This window comes from Plantactinospora sp. CA-294935, assembly GCF_050936445.1.
Lineage (GTDB): Bacteria > Actinomycetota > Actinomycetes > Mycobacteriales > Micromonosporaceae > Plantactinospora.
Genome location: NZ_JBNJMU010000001.1, coordinates 3,939,587 through 3,955,420, shown reverse-complemented (window position 1 = coordinate 3,955,420; position 15,834 = coordinate 3,939,587). Strand labels below are relative to the sequence as shown.

Annotated in this window: 14 protein-coding genes; 3 read left to right on the top strand and 11 right to left on the bottom strand. The window is 73.6% G+C overall.

What is annotated here, in order from left to right:
- Positions 1–37: 37 nt before the first annotated feature.
- The 7 genes from era to ACQEVC_RS17700 all read right to left on the bottom strand — a co-directional run bounded on the left by era (position 38) and on the right by ACQEVC_RS17700 (position 6,743).
- Positions 38–1,000: a GTPase Era gene (era, locus tag ACQEVC_RS17730; protein WP_432878655.1), complete on the bottom strand. Its 963-nt coding sequence runs from the start codon at positions 998–1,000 to the stop codon at positions 38–40.
- Positions 997–1,392 (bottom strand): cytidine deaminase, encoded by a 396-nt coding sequence (locus ACQEVC_RS17725; RefSeq protein ID WP_432878653.1) that lies wholly within the window; start codon positions 1,390–1,392, stop codon positions 997–999. The genes era and ACQEVC_RS17725 overlap by 4 nt, the downstream gene beginning before the upstream one ends.
- On the bottom strand, positions 1,385–2,812 hold the full coding sequence (locus tag ACQEVC_RS17720; protein ID WP_432878651.1) for a hemolysin family protein: 1,428 nt from the start codon (positions 2,810–2,812) through the stop codon (positions 1,385–1,387). Before ACQEVC_RS17720 ends, ACQEVC_RS17725 begins: the two co-directional genes overlap by 8 nt.
- Positions 2,812–3,279, bottom strand: coding sequence for an rRNA maturation RNase YbeY (gene ybeY / locus ACQEVC_RS17715; RefSeq protein WP_101367540.1), 468 nt, complete (start codon positions 3,277–3,279; stop codon positions 2,812–2,814). Before ybeY ends, ACQEVC_RS17720 begins: the two co-directional genes overlap by 1 nt.
- Before the next feature lie 53 nt (positions 3,280–3,332).
- Positions 3,333–4,394, bottom strand: coding sequence for a PhoH family protein (locus tag ACQEVC_RS17710; RefSeq protein WP_432878647.1), 1,062 nt, complete (start codon positions 4,392–4,394; stop codon positions 3,333–3,335).
- Positions 4,395–4,810: 416 nt separating this feature from the next.
- On the bottom strand, positions 4,811–6,202 hold the full coding sequence (locus ACQEVC_RS17705; protein ID WP_432878645.1) for a serine hydrolase domain-containing protein: 1,392 nt from the start codon (positions 6,200–6,202) through the stop codon (positions 4,811–4,813).
- 187 nt (positions 6,203–6,389) lie between these two features.
- A complete protein-coding gene (locus ACQEVC_RS17700) occupies positions 6,390–6,743 on the bottom strand; it encodes a histidine triad nucleotide-binding protein (RefSeq protein WP_432878642.1) in 354 nt (117 codons plus the stop codon).
- A gap of 105 nt (positions 6,744–6,848) precedes the next feature.
- On the opposite strand from ACQEVC_RS17700, the gene ACQEVC_RS17695 reads away from it, so the two are divergent.
- Positions 6,849–7,610: an SDR family NAD(P)-dependent oxidoreductase gene (locus tag ACQEVC_RS17695; RefSeq protein ID WP_432878640.1), complete on the top strand. Its 762-nt coding sequence runs from the start codon at positions 6,849–6,851 to the stop codon at positions 7,608–7,610.
- Between the two features lie 117 nt (positions 7,611–7,727).
- Positions 7,728–10,229 (top strand): glycoside hydrolase family 3 C-terminal domain-containing protein, encoded by a 2,502-nt coding sequence (locus tag ACQEVC_RS17690; protein ID WP_432878637.1) that lies wholly within the window; start codon positions 7,728–7,730, stop codon positions 10,227–10,229.
- A 169-nt stretch (positions 10,230–10,398) separates the two neighbouring features.
- Here ACQEVC_RS17690 and ACQEVC_RS17685 read toward each other — a convergent pair whose 3' ends face one another.
- The 3 genes from ACQEVC_RS17685 to hrcA all read right to left on the bottom strand — a co-directional run bounded on the left by ACQEVC_RS17685 (position 10,399) and on the right by hrcA (position 13,427).
- Complete coding sequence (locus ACQEVC_RS17685) at positions 10,399–11,142, bottom strand: 16S rRNA (uracil(1498)-N(3))-methyltransferase (RefSeq protein WP_432878635.1); 744 nt, start codon at positions 11,140–11,142, stop codon at positions 10,399–10,401.
- Positions 11,143–11,201: 59 nt separating this feature from the next.
- Positions 11,202–12,338: a molecular chaperone DnaJ gene (gene dnaJ, locus ACQEVC_RS17680; protein WP_318398586.1), complete on the bottom strand. Its 1,137-nt coding sequence runs from the start codon at positions 12,336–12,338 to the stop codon at positions 11,202–11,204.
- A gap of 66 nt (positions 12,339–12,404) precedes the next feature.
- Positions 12,405–13,427, bottom strand: coding sequence for a heat-inducible transcriptional repressor HrcA (hrcA, locus tag ACQEVC_RS17675; RefSeq protein ID WP_432878633.1), 1,023 nt, complete (start codon positions 13,425–13,427; stop codon positions 12,405–12,407).
- Between the two features lie 373 nt (positions 13,428–13,800).
- On the opposite strand from hrcA, the gene ACQEVC_RS17670 reads away from it, so the two are divergent.
- Positions 13,801–14,532: a DUF4870 domain-containing protein gene (locus ACQEVC_RS17670; protein ID WP_432878630.1), complete on the top strand. Its 732-nt coding sequence runs from the start codon at positions 13,801–13,803 to the stop codon at positions 14,530–14,532.
- A 64-nt stretch (positions 14,533–14,596) separates the two neighbouring features.
- Here ACQEVC_RS17670 and hemW read toward each other — a convergent pair whose 3' ends face one another.
- A complete protein-coding gene (gene hemW / locus ACQEVC_RS17665; protein ID WP_432878627.1) occupies positions 14,597–15,820 on the bottom strand; it encodes a radical SAM family heme chaperone HemW in 1,224 nt (407 codons plus the stop codon).
- Positions 15,821–15,834 lie beyond the last annotated feature (14 nt).

Genomic DNA, 15,834 nt, shown 5'->3' with positions numbered 1-15,834 from the left:
CGCGCCTCCCCTCCCCCCGGCCGATCGACGCGCGGGCTCAGAAGCCGAGCTTGCGGAGCTGCTTCGGATCCCGCTGCCAGTCCTTGGCGACCCGGACGTGCAGGTCGAGATAGACCCGGGTGCCGAGCAGCTCCTCGATCTGCTGCCGGGCCCGGATGCCGACCTCCTTGAGCCGGCTGGCCCGGGCCCCGATCACGATCGCCTTCTGGCTGGAGCGTTCCACGTAGACGTCGGCGTAGATCTTCATCAGCCGGTCCTCGGGGATCATCTCCTCGACCACCACCGCGATCGAGTGCGGCAGCTCGTCCCGGACCCCCTCCAGGGCCGCCTCCCGGATCAGCTCGGCGACCAGGATCTGCTCCGGCTCGTCGGTGAGCATGTCGTCGGGGTAGAGCTGCGGCGACGACGGCAGATAGCCGGTCATCACGTCGACCAGGGTCTCCACCTGGTGGCCGGAGACCGCGCTGACCGGTACCACCTCGGCGAAGTCGCCCAGCTCGCTGACCGCGAGCAACTGCTCGGCCAGCCGCTTCCGGTCCACCAGGTCGGTCTTGGTCACCACCGCCAGCACCGTGGCCTTCAGCTCGGCCAGCTCGCCGGTGATGAACCGGTCGCCCCGGCCGATCGGCTCGTCCGCCGGGATGCAGAGGCCGATCACGTCGACCTCGCTCCAGGTCTGCCGGACCAGGTCGTTGAGGCGCTCGCCGAGCAGGGTACGCGGCCGGTGCAGGCCCGGGGTGTCGACCAGGACGAGCTGCGAGTCGGGCCGGTGCAGTACGGCCCGGATCACGTGCCGGGTGGTCTGCGGCTTGTTGGAGGTGATCGCGATCTTCTGCCCGACGATCGCGTTGGTCAGCGTCGACTTGCCGGCGTTCGGCCGGCCGACGAAGCAGGCGAACCCGGCCCGGTAACCGGCCGCCTCGCGGGGCGACCGCTGGCCGGCTGCCTGGCCGGTCGACCGCTGCCGGGTCGAGCGGTGGCCGGAGTCTGCTGCGGTCACTCCAGCACCGTGCCGAGCAGGGTGCCGTCCGGGGCGGCGACGTGGATCGGCGCGTCGGCGGCGAGGTCGCGGACGGCGGCGTGCCCGGCGCCGTCCAGCGTCGACGCCTCGGTCACCACCGCAGCTGCCTCCAGCCGGGTGGCCCCGGCGGCGACCGCCGAGGCGACCGCGAGCTGCAACGCGGTGATGGTCAGCGACGGCAGTGAGACGCTGGCGGCGGCGTACGTCCGGCCGTCCTGGTCGCGTACTGCCGCGCCCTCCACCGCACCGACCCGGCCCCGGGCACCCCGGGCCAGGACCACCAGCTTGGTGTCCTCGGCGGTCAGCTCGACCGTCACCGACGGCGTGTGCCCGCCGACCGGGGCGGTCGGCACGGCGGACGGGTCAGGCATCGGCGGGTTGCCTCTCCTCGGCCCGGGAGTGCTGCTCCCGGGTGCTCTGTGCGCCCCGGACCTCGGGGTCGGTAACGGTCTGCTCCGGCTCGTCGGCCGCGGTGAGCCGGCGGACCAGTACGGAGTCGATGTGGTTGCGCCGGCCGGTGGTGCCCTCGGCGATCAGCCGCAGCCCGCCCACGTCGGCCGAGGCGCCGGGCAGCGGCACCCGGCCGAGGGCCTGGGCGAGCAGCCCGCCGACGGTCTCCACCTCGTCGGTCGGCAGCTCGACGTCGAACAGCTCGCCGAGGTCTTCCACCGGCAGCCGGGCGGTGACCCGCACCTGGCCGTCGTCGAGGCGCTCGACCGGCGGGCGCTCGACATCGTACTCGTCGGTGATCTCGCCGACGATCTCCTCCAGGATGTCCTCGATGGTGACCAGCCCGCCGGTGCCGCCGTACTCGTCGACGACGATCACCATGTGGGTGCGGGCCGCCTGCATCTCGGAGAGCAGGTCGTCGACCGGCTTCGACTCGGGCACGAAGGTGGCGGTGCGCATCACCTCGGAGACCGGCCGCCCGGCGGCGGCGGGGTCGTCGCCCTGGGTCTGCCGGATCACGTCCTTGAGATAGAGCACCCCGAGCACGTCGTCCACGCTGTCCCCGATCACCGGGATCCGGGAGAAGCCGGAGCGGAGGAAGAGCACCAGCGCCTGCGGCAGCTTCTTGTGCGCCTCGATCCAGACCATCTCGGTACGCGGCACCATCACCTCGCGGACGATGGTGTCGCCGAGCGCGAAGACGGAGTGGATCATCTGCCGTTCGCCGTGCTCCACGACGCCGCGCTGCTCGGCCAGGTCGACCAGCTCGCGCAGCTCGACCTGGGTGGCGAACGGGCCCTCCCGGAAGCCGCGCCCCGGGGTCACCGCGTTGCCGATCAGGATCAGCAGCGAGGCGAGCGGGTTCAGCACCCGGCCCAGCCAGCGGACCAGCGGCGCGGTGACCCGGCCGACGGTGTAGGCGTGCTGCCGACCGATGGTGCGCGGCGCCACGCCGACCACCACGAAGCTGACCACGGTCATCGCGCCCGCGGTGACCAGGGCGGCGGTCCAGCCGGCGCCGAAGGTGTCCACCGCGACCAGCGCGACCAGGACGGTCGCGGTCAGTTCGCAGAGCAGCCGCAGCAACAGCAGCAGGTTGATGTGCCGGACCGCGTCGGCGGCGACGACCTGGAGGGTACGCGCGCCGCGTACGCCGTCCCGGGCCAGCTCGCCGGCCTGGGCCGGGGAGACGGCACCGAGCGCGGCGTCGGCCATCGCGAAGATCCCGGCGAGCACCACCAGACCGGCGGCGAAGAACAGCAACTGGAGATCGGGCAGGCCGCCCGGGGTACTGGCGGACGACGCCAGCGACGCGGGCAGCGCGGCTAAATGGTCAGGCATCACTGGGTCCGGGTCGCGCGCCAGCTATCCAGGAGCCGCGCCTGTAGCGCGAACATCTCCCGTTCCTCCTCCGGTTCGGCGTGGTCGTAGCCGAGCAGGTGCAGTACGCCGTGCACGGTCAGCAGGTGCAGCTCGTCGGCGGCCGAGTGCCCGGCCGTGGCGGCCTGCTTGGCGGCGACCTCCGGGCAGAGCACGATGTCGCCGAGGAGTGCCGGCTCACCGCCGTTGACCTCGCCGGGCCCGTGGTCGACGCTGCCCTCGTCCATCGGGAAGGCGAGTACGTCGGTCGGGCCGTCGCCACCCATCCAGCGGTGGTTCAGCTCGGTCATGTAGTCGACGTCGACGAGCAGCACCGACAGCTCGGCGAGGGAGTTCACCCCCATCTCGTCGAGGGCGTGCCGGGCCACGGCGAGCACGGCGTCGGTGTCGACGGCGCTCCCCGACTCGTTGGCGATCTCGATGGACAACTGGTTCCCCTGATGGACTGTGGAAAGCTGTGGTGACTGCACTGTCGGACGGACTAGCGGCGCCGGCCGGCCCGGCCGCCGTGCGCGGTCCGCCCCGGTACGGCGTGCACGCCCTGGCCCTGCTGCTGGGACTCCCGCTCGGCGTCCCAGCGGGCGTACGCGTCCACGATGTCACTGACCAGCCGGTGCCGCACGACGTCGGAGCTGGAGAGTTGGGAGAAGTGCACGTCCTCCACGCCCTCCAGGATGTCCCGCACGGCGCGCAGGCCGCTGGTCGTCCCGCCGGGCAGGTCGACCTGGGTCACGTCACCGGTCACCACGATCTTGGAGCCGAAGCCCAGCCGGGTGAGGAACATCTTCATCTGCTCGGGCGTGGTGTTCTGCGCCTCGTCCAGGATGATGAACGCGTCGTTGAGCGTCCGACCCCTCATGTATGCCAGCGGCGCGACCTCGATCGTCCCGGCGGCCATCAGCTTCGGGATGGAATCCGGGTCGAGCATGTCGTGCAGCGCGTCGTAGAGCGGCCGCAGGTAGGGGTCGATCTTCTCGTGCAGGGTGCCGGGCAGGAAGCCGAGCCGCTCGCCGGCCTCGACCGCCGGCCGGGTCAGGATGATCCGGTTCACCTGCTTGGCCTGGAGCGCCTGCACGGCCTTGGCCATGGCGAGGTAGGTCTTGCCGGTACCGGCCGGGCCGATGCCGAAGACGATGGTCTTCCCGTCGATCGCGTCGACGTACCGCTTCTGGCCCAGCGTCTTGGGCCGGATGGTCCGGCCGCGCCGGGACAGGATGTTGAGCGTCAGCACCTCGGCGGGGCGCTCGGTGCCGCCCTGCTCGATCATGCCGAGGGTACGCCGCACGGCGTCGGTGGTCAGTGTCTCGCCCTTCTCGATCAACTCGAGCAGCTCGGTGAAAAGCCGTTCGGCAAAGGCGTTGTCGGCAGGGGCACCGGTGAGGGTGATCTCGTTTCCCCGGACGTGCACGTCACTGGGGATCGACCGCTCGATCAGTCGCAGGATCTCGTCGCCCGCGCCGAGCAGGTTAACCATGATCTTGGGGTCAGGAACCGTGATCCTGGTCTGCACCCGGGCCTGCCCCGGGGGTGGGGTACCGGTCATGGGTCGGGCCCGAGGCCCTGTGCCACCTGCTTCCGATCTCGGTGCCGCGGTGCCACCGGGAGCTTCCCGGCTGGTCGCGCGACGTGCGGACGTTGGAGTCATCGTATCCGTTCAACGCCGACGGCACGCTGCCCATTTCCGCCGCTCTCCGCCGACCTGGGCAGGTCGTCCCACAACCGCTCCGCGTCCGCGTCCCGCCGACCCGGCCCCGCCGCGTCGGACCGACCAGGGGCGCCCTCACCGAAAGGGGCCCGGTCAGCCGCCGAGCTGGACATCCTGGGCGTAACCGGACGGCCGTGACGCCTCCCGGAGTACAGGTCGCCGACCGGCCGCCTTCCGGGGCGCCCCTCGGAACGCGACGACCGGGACCGTGCCGGACGGGTGGATGCGGTGAGCCCGGTAGGCGGGCGGGACCGTCAGCTCGCCCGGAAGTCGAAGCGGTCGAAAGTCTCCTGGCTCCGGGTGAAACGGTAGGTGGCCCAGTGCATCCTGACCACCTCGCCCCGGTCGTCCCGGGTCAGCCGGAGCAGCTCGCCGACCTCCCGCCCGGAGACCGTACGCAGCACGTCCGGCCGGTCCGGCAGCGGCGCGAAGACGGCCGGCGGCTTGCCGGCCGGGTCCGCCGCGCCCTGGGCCCGCAGGGCGCCGTCCCGCCACGAGAAGACGTACTCGAAACCCTCGCCCCACCAGCGACCGAGCAGCCCGCGGTAGGGCTCCGGAGCCGGCTCGCCCGGGGTCCACGGCGCGATGTCGGCGGGATCGTCCTGCGCCGAGGCGGCCAGGATCTGGTGCGCCAGCTCGTTCACCGCGACACCGGTACCGGAGGAGCCGAGCACCGCGCAGCCCATCGCCCCGGGGGTGCCGGAACCGCCCCGCCGGCCGTAGACGCTGGCCAGGAAGCCGGGCATGGCACCGTCGTGGCCGACGTGCACGATCCGCTCGGCGGCTCCCGAGGCGTCCCGCTGGGGCAGCAGGATCAGGCCCAGCCCGAACCCGGCGGTCCAGAGCGACTCGTCGGTCACCGTCAACGGCCAGCGCATCTCGTCCAGGGTGCCCGGCCGGAGCACCGCACCGGCCGGGTCCAGCGCCGCCGGGTCGGCCAGGAACGCCGCCCAGCGGGCCATGTCGGGTGCGGTACTCCAGAGCTGGGCCGCCGGCCCGACCGCGCCCAGGTCGGTGTTCGGCTCGGGCCGGGCGTGGTCGGAGTAGGCGTCGACCAGGAAGCCGGTCGCCGCACCCGCCGGCGGGTGCGGGACGGTGTCGGCCAGCCCGAGCGGGCCGAGTACCCGGTCGGCGAGCACCTCCGCCCAGGTGCCGCCGCGCAGCCGGGCAACCGCCTGGCCGAGCAGCGCGGCGCCGAGGTTGGAGTAGTGGAACCGGCGGGCCGGCGGCAGTACCCGTTCGGCCCGCGCCAGGTCGGCGAGGAACTCGTCGAGTTCCGGGGTGTGCAGGGTGTCCCACACGTCGCCGTACGGCTCGCGCTGCACCCCGGAGGTGTGCGACAGCAGCCGACGTACGGTCAGCTCGCCGTGTGCCGGTACGTCGAGGTGCGCCCCGATCGGGTCGTCCAGGTCGAGCAGTCCGTCGTCCCGGCACTGCAACACGAGTACGGCGGTGAAGGTCTTCGTCACCGAGCCGATCCGGAACGCCGTGCCCGGACCCAACGGGGCGTCGTTGCCCGTGGTGCCGACCGTGCAGGTCTGCATCGGCCGGTCGGCCCGGTGCAGCGCGGCCGAGACCGCCGGAATCCGGGACTCGGCCTGCGCCTGCCGGACCAGCCGCTCGAACTGCCGGTTTCCCCCGGTCATGATCCCCCCTCGCCCACGGTCCCCTCGCCAAGATCACGGATCTTACGCCCGCGGGCCTGCGCCGCCCGCCGGCCTGCGCCGCGGCCCCGCCGACCTGGGCCCGGCTACCGCCCGGTGTGCGGCCCGGACCGTCGAACGGGGGCGAGGGGATGCGCGTCGACCGGCTGCGTACCGCGCTGCGGGCCGCTCAGCGGGCCAGCATCGGCCCTAGTGGCTCACCGCCGAGCACGTGGGCGTGGGCGTGGAAGACCTCCTGCCCGCCGTACGGGCCGGTGTTGAAGATCAGCCGGAAGCCGTCGGCGGCCAGTCCCTCGGTCTCGGCCACCACCGCCGCGGTGCCGAGCACGTCGCCGGCCAGCCCGGGATCGGCCTCGGTCAGGGTCACCACGTCGGCGTAGTGCTCCTTCGGGATCACCAGCACGTGCACCGGCGCCTTCGGGTCGATGTCCCGGAATGCCAGCGTGGTGTCGGTCTCCCGGACGACGGTGGCCGGGATCTCGCCCGCGACGATCCGGCAGAACAGGCAGTCGGTCTCCATCATCGAAATCGTAGGGGCTGCCGCTTCCCGGCGCGGTCCGGCCCGGGCGTACCCCGGGATGGCCGGCCCGGGCGTCCGGGTCCGGGAGCCGCCCGGCATCATGATCGGATGGCTGGACGAGCGGTGCTGGTGACGGGGGCGTCCCGGGGAATCGGGCGAGCGGTGGCGACGGCGTTCGCCGCCGACGGCGATCGGGTGGCCGTGCACCACCGCGACTCGGCCCCGCTGGCCGAGCAACTCGTCGCCGCCCTGCCCGGCGAGGGGCACGTGGCGGTCCAGGCCGATCTCGCCGACCCGGACGGGGTACGCGCGATGGTCGACGACGCGGCCGAACGGCTCGGCGGACTCGACGTACTGGTGAACAACGCCGGGGTCTTCGGCAGCGCGGACGCCGGGCACCCGGTCTTCGATTCCTCCTACGAGCAGTGGCAGCAGCAGTGGCGCCGGACCCTCGACGTCAACCTGCTCGGCGCGGCCAACACCATCTGGTGCGCCGCCCGGCACCTGCGGGACCGGGGCGGCCGGATCGTCAACGTCTCGTCCCGGGGCGCGTTCCGGGGCGAGCCGACCCAGCCGGCGTACGGCGCCAGCAAGGCCGGGCTGAACGCGCTCGGCCAGTCCCTCGCGGTGGCCCTGGCCCCGTACGGCATCGCCGTCGCCACCGTCGCGCCCGGCTTCGTCGAGACCGACATGACCAACGAGCACCTCAAGGCGCCGCGCGGCGACGCGATCCGGGCGCAGAGCCCGTTCAACCGGGTCGCCCGGCCGGAGGAGATCGCGGCCGCCGTGCACTGGCTGGCCTCGCCCGAGGCGGAGTGGGCCTCCGGCACCATTGTGGACCTCAACGGCGCCTCCTACCTGCGCACCTGAGCCGCCGGCCGGCCGCCGGGCGGTGCCGCCCGGGGTCGGGGCGGTCCTCGTCGGGCAGCGGGAGGTGGCTCCGACTGGCAGGATGATCGATATCCGGCCGGTGGAGGGAGCGCGACGATGACGGTGGATCGGCGGGACGCGGAGACGGTCGGCGGGGACGACCCGGCGACGGTCGGCGGGGACGACGCGGCGACGGTCGGCGGGGACGACGCGGTGCGGGAACGGGCGCTCGCCGCGCTGGACCTGGAGACCAAGGTCCGGCTCCTCTCCGGCCAGGACTTCTGGACCCTGCCGGCCGTACCCTCGATCGGGCTCGGCTCGCTGGTGATGTCGGACGGCCCGGTCGGGGTACGCGGCGTCCGCTGGACCCCGGACGACCCGTCCACCGCCCTGCCCAGCCCGACCGCGCTCGCCGCCACCTGGGATCCCGAGCTGGCCCGGCAGGCCGGCCGGGTGCTCGGCGCCGAGTGCCGGCGCAAGGGCATCCACCTGCTCCTCGCCCCCACCGTCAACCTGCACCGCAGCCCGCTCGGCGGCCGGCACTTCGAGTGCTACTCGGAGGATCCGCTGCTCAGCGCCGAGATCGGCGTCGGCTATGTCACCGGCGTGCAGGACCTCGGCGTGGGCGCCACGGTCAAGCACCTGGTCGCCAACGACTCGGAGACGGAACGGATGACCGTGGACGTCCGGGTCTCCGAGCGGGCGCTCCGGGAGGTCTACCTCGTCCCGTTCGAGCGGATCGTCGCCGCCGGGGTCTGGGCGGTGATGGCGGCGTACAACGGGGTCAACGGGCACACCATGACCGAGCACGCCGGGCTGCTCCGGGACCTGCTCAGGCGGGAGTGGGGCTTCGACGGGATCGTGGTCTCCGACTGGACGGCGACGAAGAGCACCGAGGCGTCCGCGAACGCCGGGCTCGACGTGGTGATGCCGGCCGTCGGCGATCCGTGGGGTGCCGCGCTGGTCGCCGCCGTGCGGGCCGGCACCGTCGCCGAGGCCGAGGTGGACGAGAAGGTACGCCGGGTGCTCCGGCTCGCCGGCCGGGTCGGGCTGCTCGACGGCGTACCCCCGGTGGTGGACCCGGCCGACCTGCCGCGCCCGCCGGACGGCGCTGCCCTGGCGCACGCGGTGGCGGTCCGCTCCTTCGTGCTGGCCCGCAACGACGGCGACCTGCTGCCGCTCGACCCGGGCCGGCTGCGCCGGGTCGCGGTGCTCGGCGCCCTCGCCGACGACGCGCGGATCCAGGGCGGCGGCAGTGCCCTGGTCGCGCCGCCGCACGCGATCTCCCCGCTCGCCGGGCTGGCCGCCGCGCTCCCCGACACCGACCTCGGGTACGCGGTCGGCGCCGACCCCCGGCTCCGGCTACCGGCGGCCGGCGGCGTGGCCTGGACCCCGATCACCGCGACGCTGCGCGACGCCGACGGCCGGGAGCGCCACCGGGCGGAGCTGGACCGGGCGACGGTGCGCTGGATGGGTGACCTGCCGGACGGGCTGCCGCCGGACGAGCTGGCCAGCGTCGACCTCACCGCCGTACACACGCCGCTGACCAGCGGCACCGCCCGGCTCTCGATCGAGGGCTTCGGGGTCTTCACCCTCACCGTGGATGGCGTGGACCTCTTCGACGGTCCGCTCTACGACCCGGCCGAGGAGACCGGGACGGTCTTCCGGGCGACCGTCGAACGCCGGTTCGAGATCTCCGTCCGGGCCGGCGAACCGGTCGAGGTGCGGCTCACCCGCCGGATGGTCGACGGCGAAGACCCGGGCTTCGTGTCGTTCACCCTCGGGCATGCCGAGCCCACGGCCGCCTCGGACGACGAACTGCTCGACGAGGCGGTCCGGACGGCCGCCGGCGCCGACGTGGCGGTGGTGGTGGTCGGCACCACCGAGGAGGTGGAGTCGGAGGGGTTCGACCGGAGCACGCTGGCGCTGCCCGGCCGGCAGGACGAGCTGGTCTCCCGGGTCGCGGCGGCCAATCCCCGGACGGTGGTGGTGGTCAACGCCGGCTCGCCGGTGCTGATGCCCTGGGCCGACGAGGTGGCGGCGATCCTGCTCACCTGGTTTCCCGGCCAGGAGGCCGGGGCGGCGCTCGCCGACGTGTTGCTGGGGCGGGCGGAACCGGGCGGACGGCTCCCCACCACCTGGCCACGCCGGCCCGGGGACTGCCCGGCGCTGTCCACCACCCCGGTCGACGGGGTGCTCGACTACACCGACGGGGTCTTCGTCGGCTACCGGGGCTGGCGGGCCGCACCGCTCTTCCCGTTCGGGCACGGGCTCGGCTACACCGACTGGGCGTACGAGTCGCTGACCGTCGAGGTCGGGCCGGAGGGGCCGGTCGCGGTGGTCACGGTCCGGAACACCGGCGCCCGCCCGGGCCGCGAGGTGGTGCAGGTGTACGTCGGCCCGGAGGCCACCGATCCGGACCGTCCGGCCCGCTGGCTGGCCGGCTTCGCCGCTGCCGGTGCGGCTCCCGGCGCGGCGGTGACGGTACGGGTGCCGCTGCCGGAGCGGACCTTCCAGGTCTGGGAGCCGGAGGGCTGGCGGACCCGGTCCGGCCGGTACCGGGTGGAGGCGGGCCGCAGCGTCGCCGACCCACGCCTGACCGCCGCCCTCGACCGCTGACCCGGCCCCCTCACCCAACCCCGCCGGGGAGGCCGGCCAGGATTCTGGTAGATCTGTGGTCAGCTCCGAACCATAGATCTACAAGGATCTTGGACGGACACTGCCCGAGCACCGGGACGTCGGCCGTCCCGGCCGGCAAGCCGGTCCCGGACGGATCGTGGACCCGGGGTCACCAGCGGCCGAGTCGGGTGGAGAGCACGGCCAGTGCCGCGACCCCGGCGGTCGAGGTCCGCAGCACCTCGGGCCCGAGCCGGACCGGTACGGCGCCGGCCGAGGCCAGCGTCTCCAGTTCGGCCGGCGACACGCCGCCCTCCGGGCCGACCACCAGCACGACGTCACCGGTCGCGGGCAGTTCGGCGGTGCCGAGCCGGGCCTCCGCCTCCTCGTGCAGCACGAAACCGGCCGCCGCCCCGGCGATCCGCCGGGCCACCGCGCGGGTCGACTCGTCCGGCGCCTGCGCCGACCCGGCGATCGCCGGCAGCCAGGGCCGGCGGGCCTGCTTGGTCGCCTCGCGGGCGGTCGCCACCCAGCGGTCCCGGGCCCGGGCGCCCCGGTCGCCGCGCCACTGCGCCACCGAACGCTCGGCCGCCCACGGCACGATCTCGTCCACCCCGACCTCGGTCATCGCCTGCACGGCCAACTCGGCCCGGTCACCCTTGGCGATGCCCTGCACCACCACCAGGCGCGGGTCGGGCGGGTCGGCGTACCGCCGGGAGGTGACCGAGGCGGTCAGGGTGCCCCGGCCGACGGCGGTGACCACGGCGGTCAGGGTGCCGCCGCGCCCGTCGGCGAGCAGTAGCTCCGCACCGGTACGCAGCCGCTGCACGGTCGCGGCGTGGTGCCCCTCCGGACCGTCCAGCGTGACGGAGTCGCCGGGCGGCAGCGACTCGACCAGGAACAGCGGCGCGCTCACGGCGAGCAGGTTAGCGGGTCGTCCGCCCGGCACGGCTCGCCGGCCGGGCGACGCGCCCGTCAGGCGTGGCCGTTGAAGGCGTCCCGCATCCGGGAGAAGAAGCCGCCCTGCTTGGTCAGCTCGGCGACCTCCTCGCCCCGGGTCTTGGCGAACTCGCGCAGCATCCGCTCCTGCTCGGCGTCGAGCTTGGTCGGGGTACGCACGTCGAGGTGCACGTAGAGGTCACCCCGGCCGGTACCGCGCAGGTGCGGCACCCCCCGGGCCCGCAGCCGCAGCGTCGAGCCCGGCTGGGTGCCCGGCTTGACGTCGACCGGCTCCTCGCTGTCCAGCGTCTTGATGGTCAGCCGGGTGCCGAGCGCGGCGGCGGTCATCGGCACGGTGACACGGCAGTGCAGGTCGTCGCCCTTGCGGGAGTAGACGTCGTGCGGCCGCTCGTGGATCTCGACGTAGAGGTCGCCGGCCGTACCGCCGCCGGGGCCGACCTCGCCCTGCTGGGCCAGCCGGATCCGCATGCCGTCCTCGACCCCGGCCGGGATCTTGACGGTCAGCGAGCGGCGGGTACGCACCCGGCCGTCACCGGCGCAGGTCGGGCAGGCGTGCGGGATGACCGTGCCGTACCCCTGGCAGACGGTGCACGGCCGGGACGAGACGACCTGGCCGAGGAAGGTCCGCTGCACCGACTGCACCTCGCCCCGCCCGCCGCACGCCTCACAGGTGGCGAGATGGGTACCGGGCGCCGTGCCGGCCCCGGAGCAGGTGGTGCAGAGCACGGCGGTGTCCACCGCGATCGGCGCCTCCACCCCGAACGCCGTCTCGTGCAGGTCGAGTTCGAGTCGCAGGATCGCGTCGGCACCGGGCCGGGTACGCGGACGCGGCCCGCGCGCGCCACCCGCCGCCCCGAAGAACGCATCCATGATGTCCTGGAAGCCGACGAACGGCCCACCGGCACCGCCCGGGCCGGCCCCGGGGCCGCCGCCGGGGGCCAGCGGGTCGCCACCGAGGTCGACGATCTGCCGCTTCTGGTCGTCCGAGAGGACCTCGTACGCGGCGTTGATGTCCTTGAACTTCTCGTGTGCCTCCGGATCCGGATTCACGTCCGGGTGGTACTGCCGCGCCAACTTGCGGTAGGCGCGCTTGATGTCGTCGTCGGAGGCGTCCCGGCTGACGCCGAGAATCCCGTAGTAGTCCTTGGCCACTGCGTTCCGTGTCCTCATGTCTGTCTCGCGTTACCGTCCGCCGGTCGTCAGGGTGAGCTTTGGTGGTCAGTTCTGCGCCAGCACGTCGCCGACGTAGCGTGCCACGGCCCGCACCGTGGCGATGGTGCCCGGGTAGTCCATCCGGGTGGGACCCAACACGCCGAGTCCGCCGACGATGGTCGTACCCGGACCGTATCCCGTGCTGACCACCGAGGTGGCCCGCAGATTGTCGATCTCGTTCTCGTCGCCGATGCGTACCTGGAGGGTGTTCGGCTCCACCTCGCCGATCAGCTTGAGCAGGATGACCTCCTCCTCGAGCGCCTCGAGGATGGGCCGCAGCGAACCCTGGAAGTCGAGCAGCCCGCCCCGGGTCAGGTTGGCGGTGCCGGCCATCACGATCCGCTCCTCGTGCCGCTCGACCAGGGTCTCCAGCAGCACCGTGGCGAGCGTGGTCATCGCCGGGCGGAGCCCGGGGGCCACCTCGTCGACCAGCGCCTGGACCAGCGGCGGGGTCTCGGCCAGCTTCTCGCCGCCGAGCCGCTCGTTGACCAGCCGGCGCAGGTCGGTCACGTCGTCGGCGCTGATCGGGGTCGGCAGCTCGACCAGCCGCTGCTCCACCCGACCGGTGTCGGCGATCATGACCAGCATCAGCCGGGTGGTGGAGATCGGCACCAGCTCCAGGTGCCGGACGGAGGACCGGGCCAGGCTCGGGTACTGCACCACGGCCACCTGCCGGGTGAGCTGGGCGAGCAGCCGGACCGTACGGTGCACCACGTCGTCGAGGTCCACCGCGCCGACCAGGAAGCGCTCGATCGCCCGGCGCTCGGCCGGGGTGAGCGGCTTGACCCGGGAGAGCCGGTCCACGAAGAGCCGGTAGCCACGGTCCGTGGGGACCCGGCCGGCGCTGGTGTGCGGCTGCCGGATGTAACCCTCCTCCTCCAGCACGGCCATGTCGTTGCGGACGGTGGCCGGGGAGACCCCGAGCTGGTGCCGCTCGACCAGGGCCTTGCTGCCGACCGGTTCCTGGGTGGCGACGTAGTCCTCCACGATCGCGCGCAGCACGTCGAGCTTGCGGTCGTCGAGACCCATCCTCACCTCCCTGCGACGTCCCGGCCCCGGCTGGGCGAAACGACCGGGGCGGCCACGACGGTCGGGCCAGGTCCGCCCTGGCACTCGACTGTAGCGAGTGCCAGTCTACGACCAAGGCGTACCCGGCGCGATGATCGATTGGAAGGGCTATCCGAACCCGGACAACAGGCTTGCCAGCACACCCTACCCCGGTCGGCCTAGCAGGCACGGTCGGCCATTGTCCAGATTCAATGAACCTTTTTCAACCTCCCCTTGCGGTCCGTGGGACCGCAGGGTCAGACGCGGTGTGTGAGCGCCGCGCGGTTCAGGTTGAAAAAGGTTCAATCCGGGGGGCGGCTGGCGCCGGTTGAGCGGGAGTCCTACCGTGACCTCCATGACTGAACCGCCTCGCCCTCCCGGAGAATACGGCGGTCCGCCCCCGGACCCGACCGCCCCGATGAATCCGGGCCAATACCCGACGCCAGGCGAGGGGTACCCCCCGCCCGCCGCACCCCAGTACGGTGCGCCCGGCTCGCCCTCGCCGACCTCCGGCGGCGGCACGTACCCGACCTCGGGCGGCGGGACCTACCCGACGTCAGGTGGCGGGACCTACCCGACCTCCGGTGGCGGTTATCCCCCGCCCGGGGGCTACCCGCCGCCCGGCGGTTACCCACCCCCCGGCGGCGGTTACCCACCCCCCGGCGGCCAGCCCCCGGGCGGGTACCCGGGTGCCGGCTACCCGCCACCGGGCGGCTACCCGCCACCGGGCAACCCGTACGGCGCACCGGCACCGTCCGGCTACGCCAACAGCGACGAGAAGACCTGGGCCCTGATCGCCCACTTCGGCGGCATCGTGGTCGGCTTCATCGCCTCGCTCGTCGCGCTGCTCGCCAAGGGCAACGAGTCGCCGACCGTACGCGCGCACGCGGTCGAGGCGCTCAACTTCCAGATCACCTGGGGCATCATCTCGATCGTCTCGCTCATCGTCGGGACCTGCACCCTCGTGCTGTTCTTCCTGCCGCTGATCGCCTGGCTGGTGGTGCTGATCTTCTCGATCATCGCCGGCATGAAGGCCAACGAGGGCGTGCTGTACCGCTACCCGATGTCCATCCGCATGATCAAGTAGTGCCGACAGCGCCGTGCTGGCCCGTGCCGGATCCGGCGCGGGCCATCGCACTGTCGGGGCCGGGTCAGGGCAGCAGGTCCCGGACCACCGCGTCGGCCAGCAGCCGCCCGCGCAGGGTGAGCACGGCCCGCCCCGCGTCGTACGCCGCCCCGTCCAGCAACCCGGTTTCGCGGTACCGGGACGCACCCGCCCGCCCCGCGTCGTCCAGCGCCGTCAGCGGCAGCCCGGTGGCGAGCCGGAGCCGGAGCAGCACCTCCTCCACCCGCCGCTCCCGCGCCGACAGCACCTCCCGGGCCTGCCCGGGGGACTGCCCCGCGCCGAGTCGGGCCGCGTAACTCGACGGGTGCTTGACGTTCCACCAGCGGACCCCGCCGACGTGGCTGTGCGCGCCGGGACCGAGGCCCCACCAGTCGCCGCCGGCCCAGTAGAGCAGGTTGTGCCGGCAGGCAGCAGCCGGCGTGCGGGCCCAGTTGGAGACCTCGTACCAGGAGAAACCCGCCTCGGAGAGCGCCGCCTCCGCGGCCAGGTAGCGGTCCGCCGCCACGTCGTCGTCCGGGTACGCCAGCTCGCCGCGCCGCATCCGGGCGGCCAGCCGGGTGCCGTCCTCGACGATCAGGGCGTACGCGCTGACGTGGTCGACCCCGGCGGCCAGCACCGCCTGGAGCGACGCCGCGAAGTCCTCCGCGCGCTCCCCCGGCGTCCCGTAGATCAGGTCCAGGTTGACGTGGGCGAAGCCGACCTCCCGGGCCTCCTGCGCGGCCTCGGTGGCCCGGCCGGCGGTGTGCCGGCGGTCGAGGATCGCCAGCACGGGCGGGGCGGCCGACTGCATGCCCAGGGAGATCCGGGTGTAGCCGGCGGCCCGCAGTTCCTTGAGCGACTCCCGGGTCACCGACTCCGGATTCGCCTCGGTGGTGACCTCGGCGTCGGCGGCCAGCCCCCAGGTCCGGTCGATGCCGTCCAGGATCCGGGCCAGGTCGTCCGGGGGCAGCAGGGTGGGCGTACCGCCGCCGACGAAGACCGTGTCGACCCGGGCCGGCGGCCGGTCGGCCAGCACCCGGGCGGCCAACCGCAGCTCGGCGAGCACCTGGTCGGGATAGCCGTCCCGGCCGGCCGTCCCGCCGAGTTCGGTCGCGGTGTAGGTGTTGAAGTCGCAGTAGCCGCAGCGGCTGGCGCAGAACGGTACGTGGACGTAGACGCCGAAGCCGCGGTCGCCGACCGTGGCCAGGGCGGCGTCGGGCAGCGCCCCGTCGACGGGTACGGGCTCGCCCACTGGGAGCTCTCCAGGCATATGACTAGTGTGCG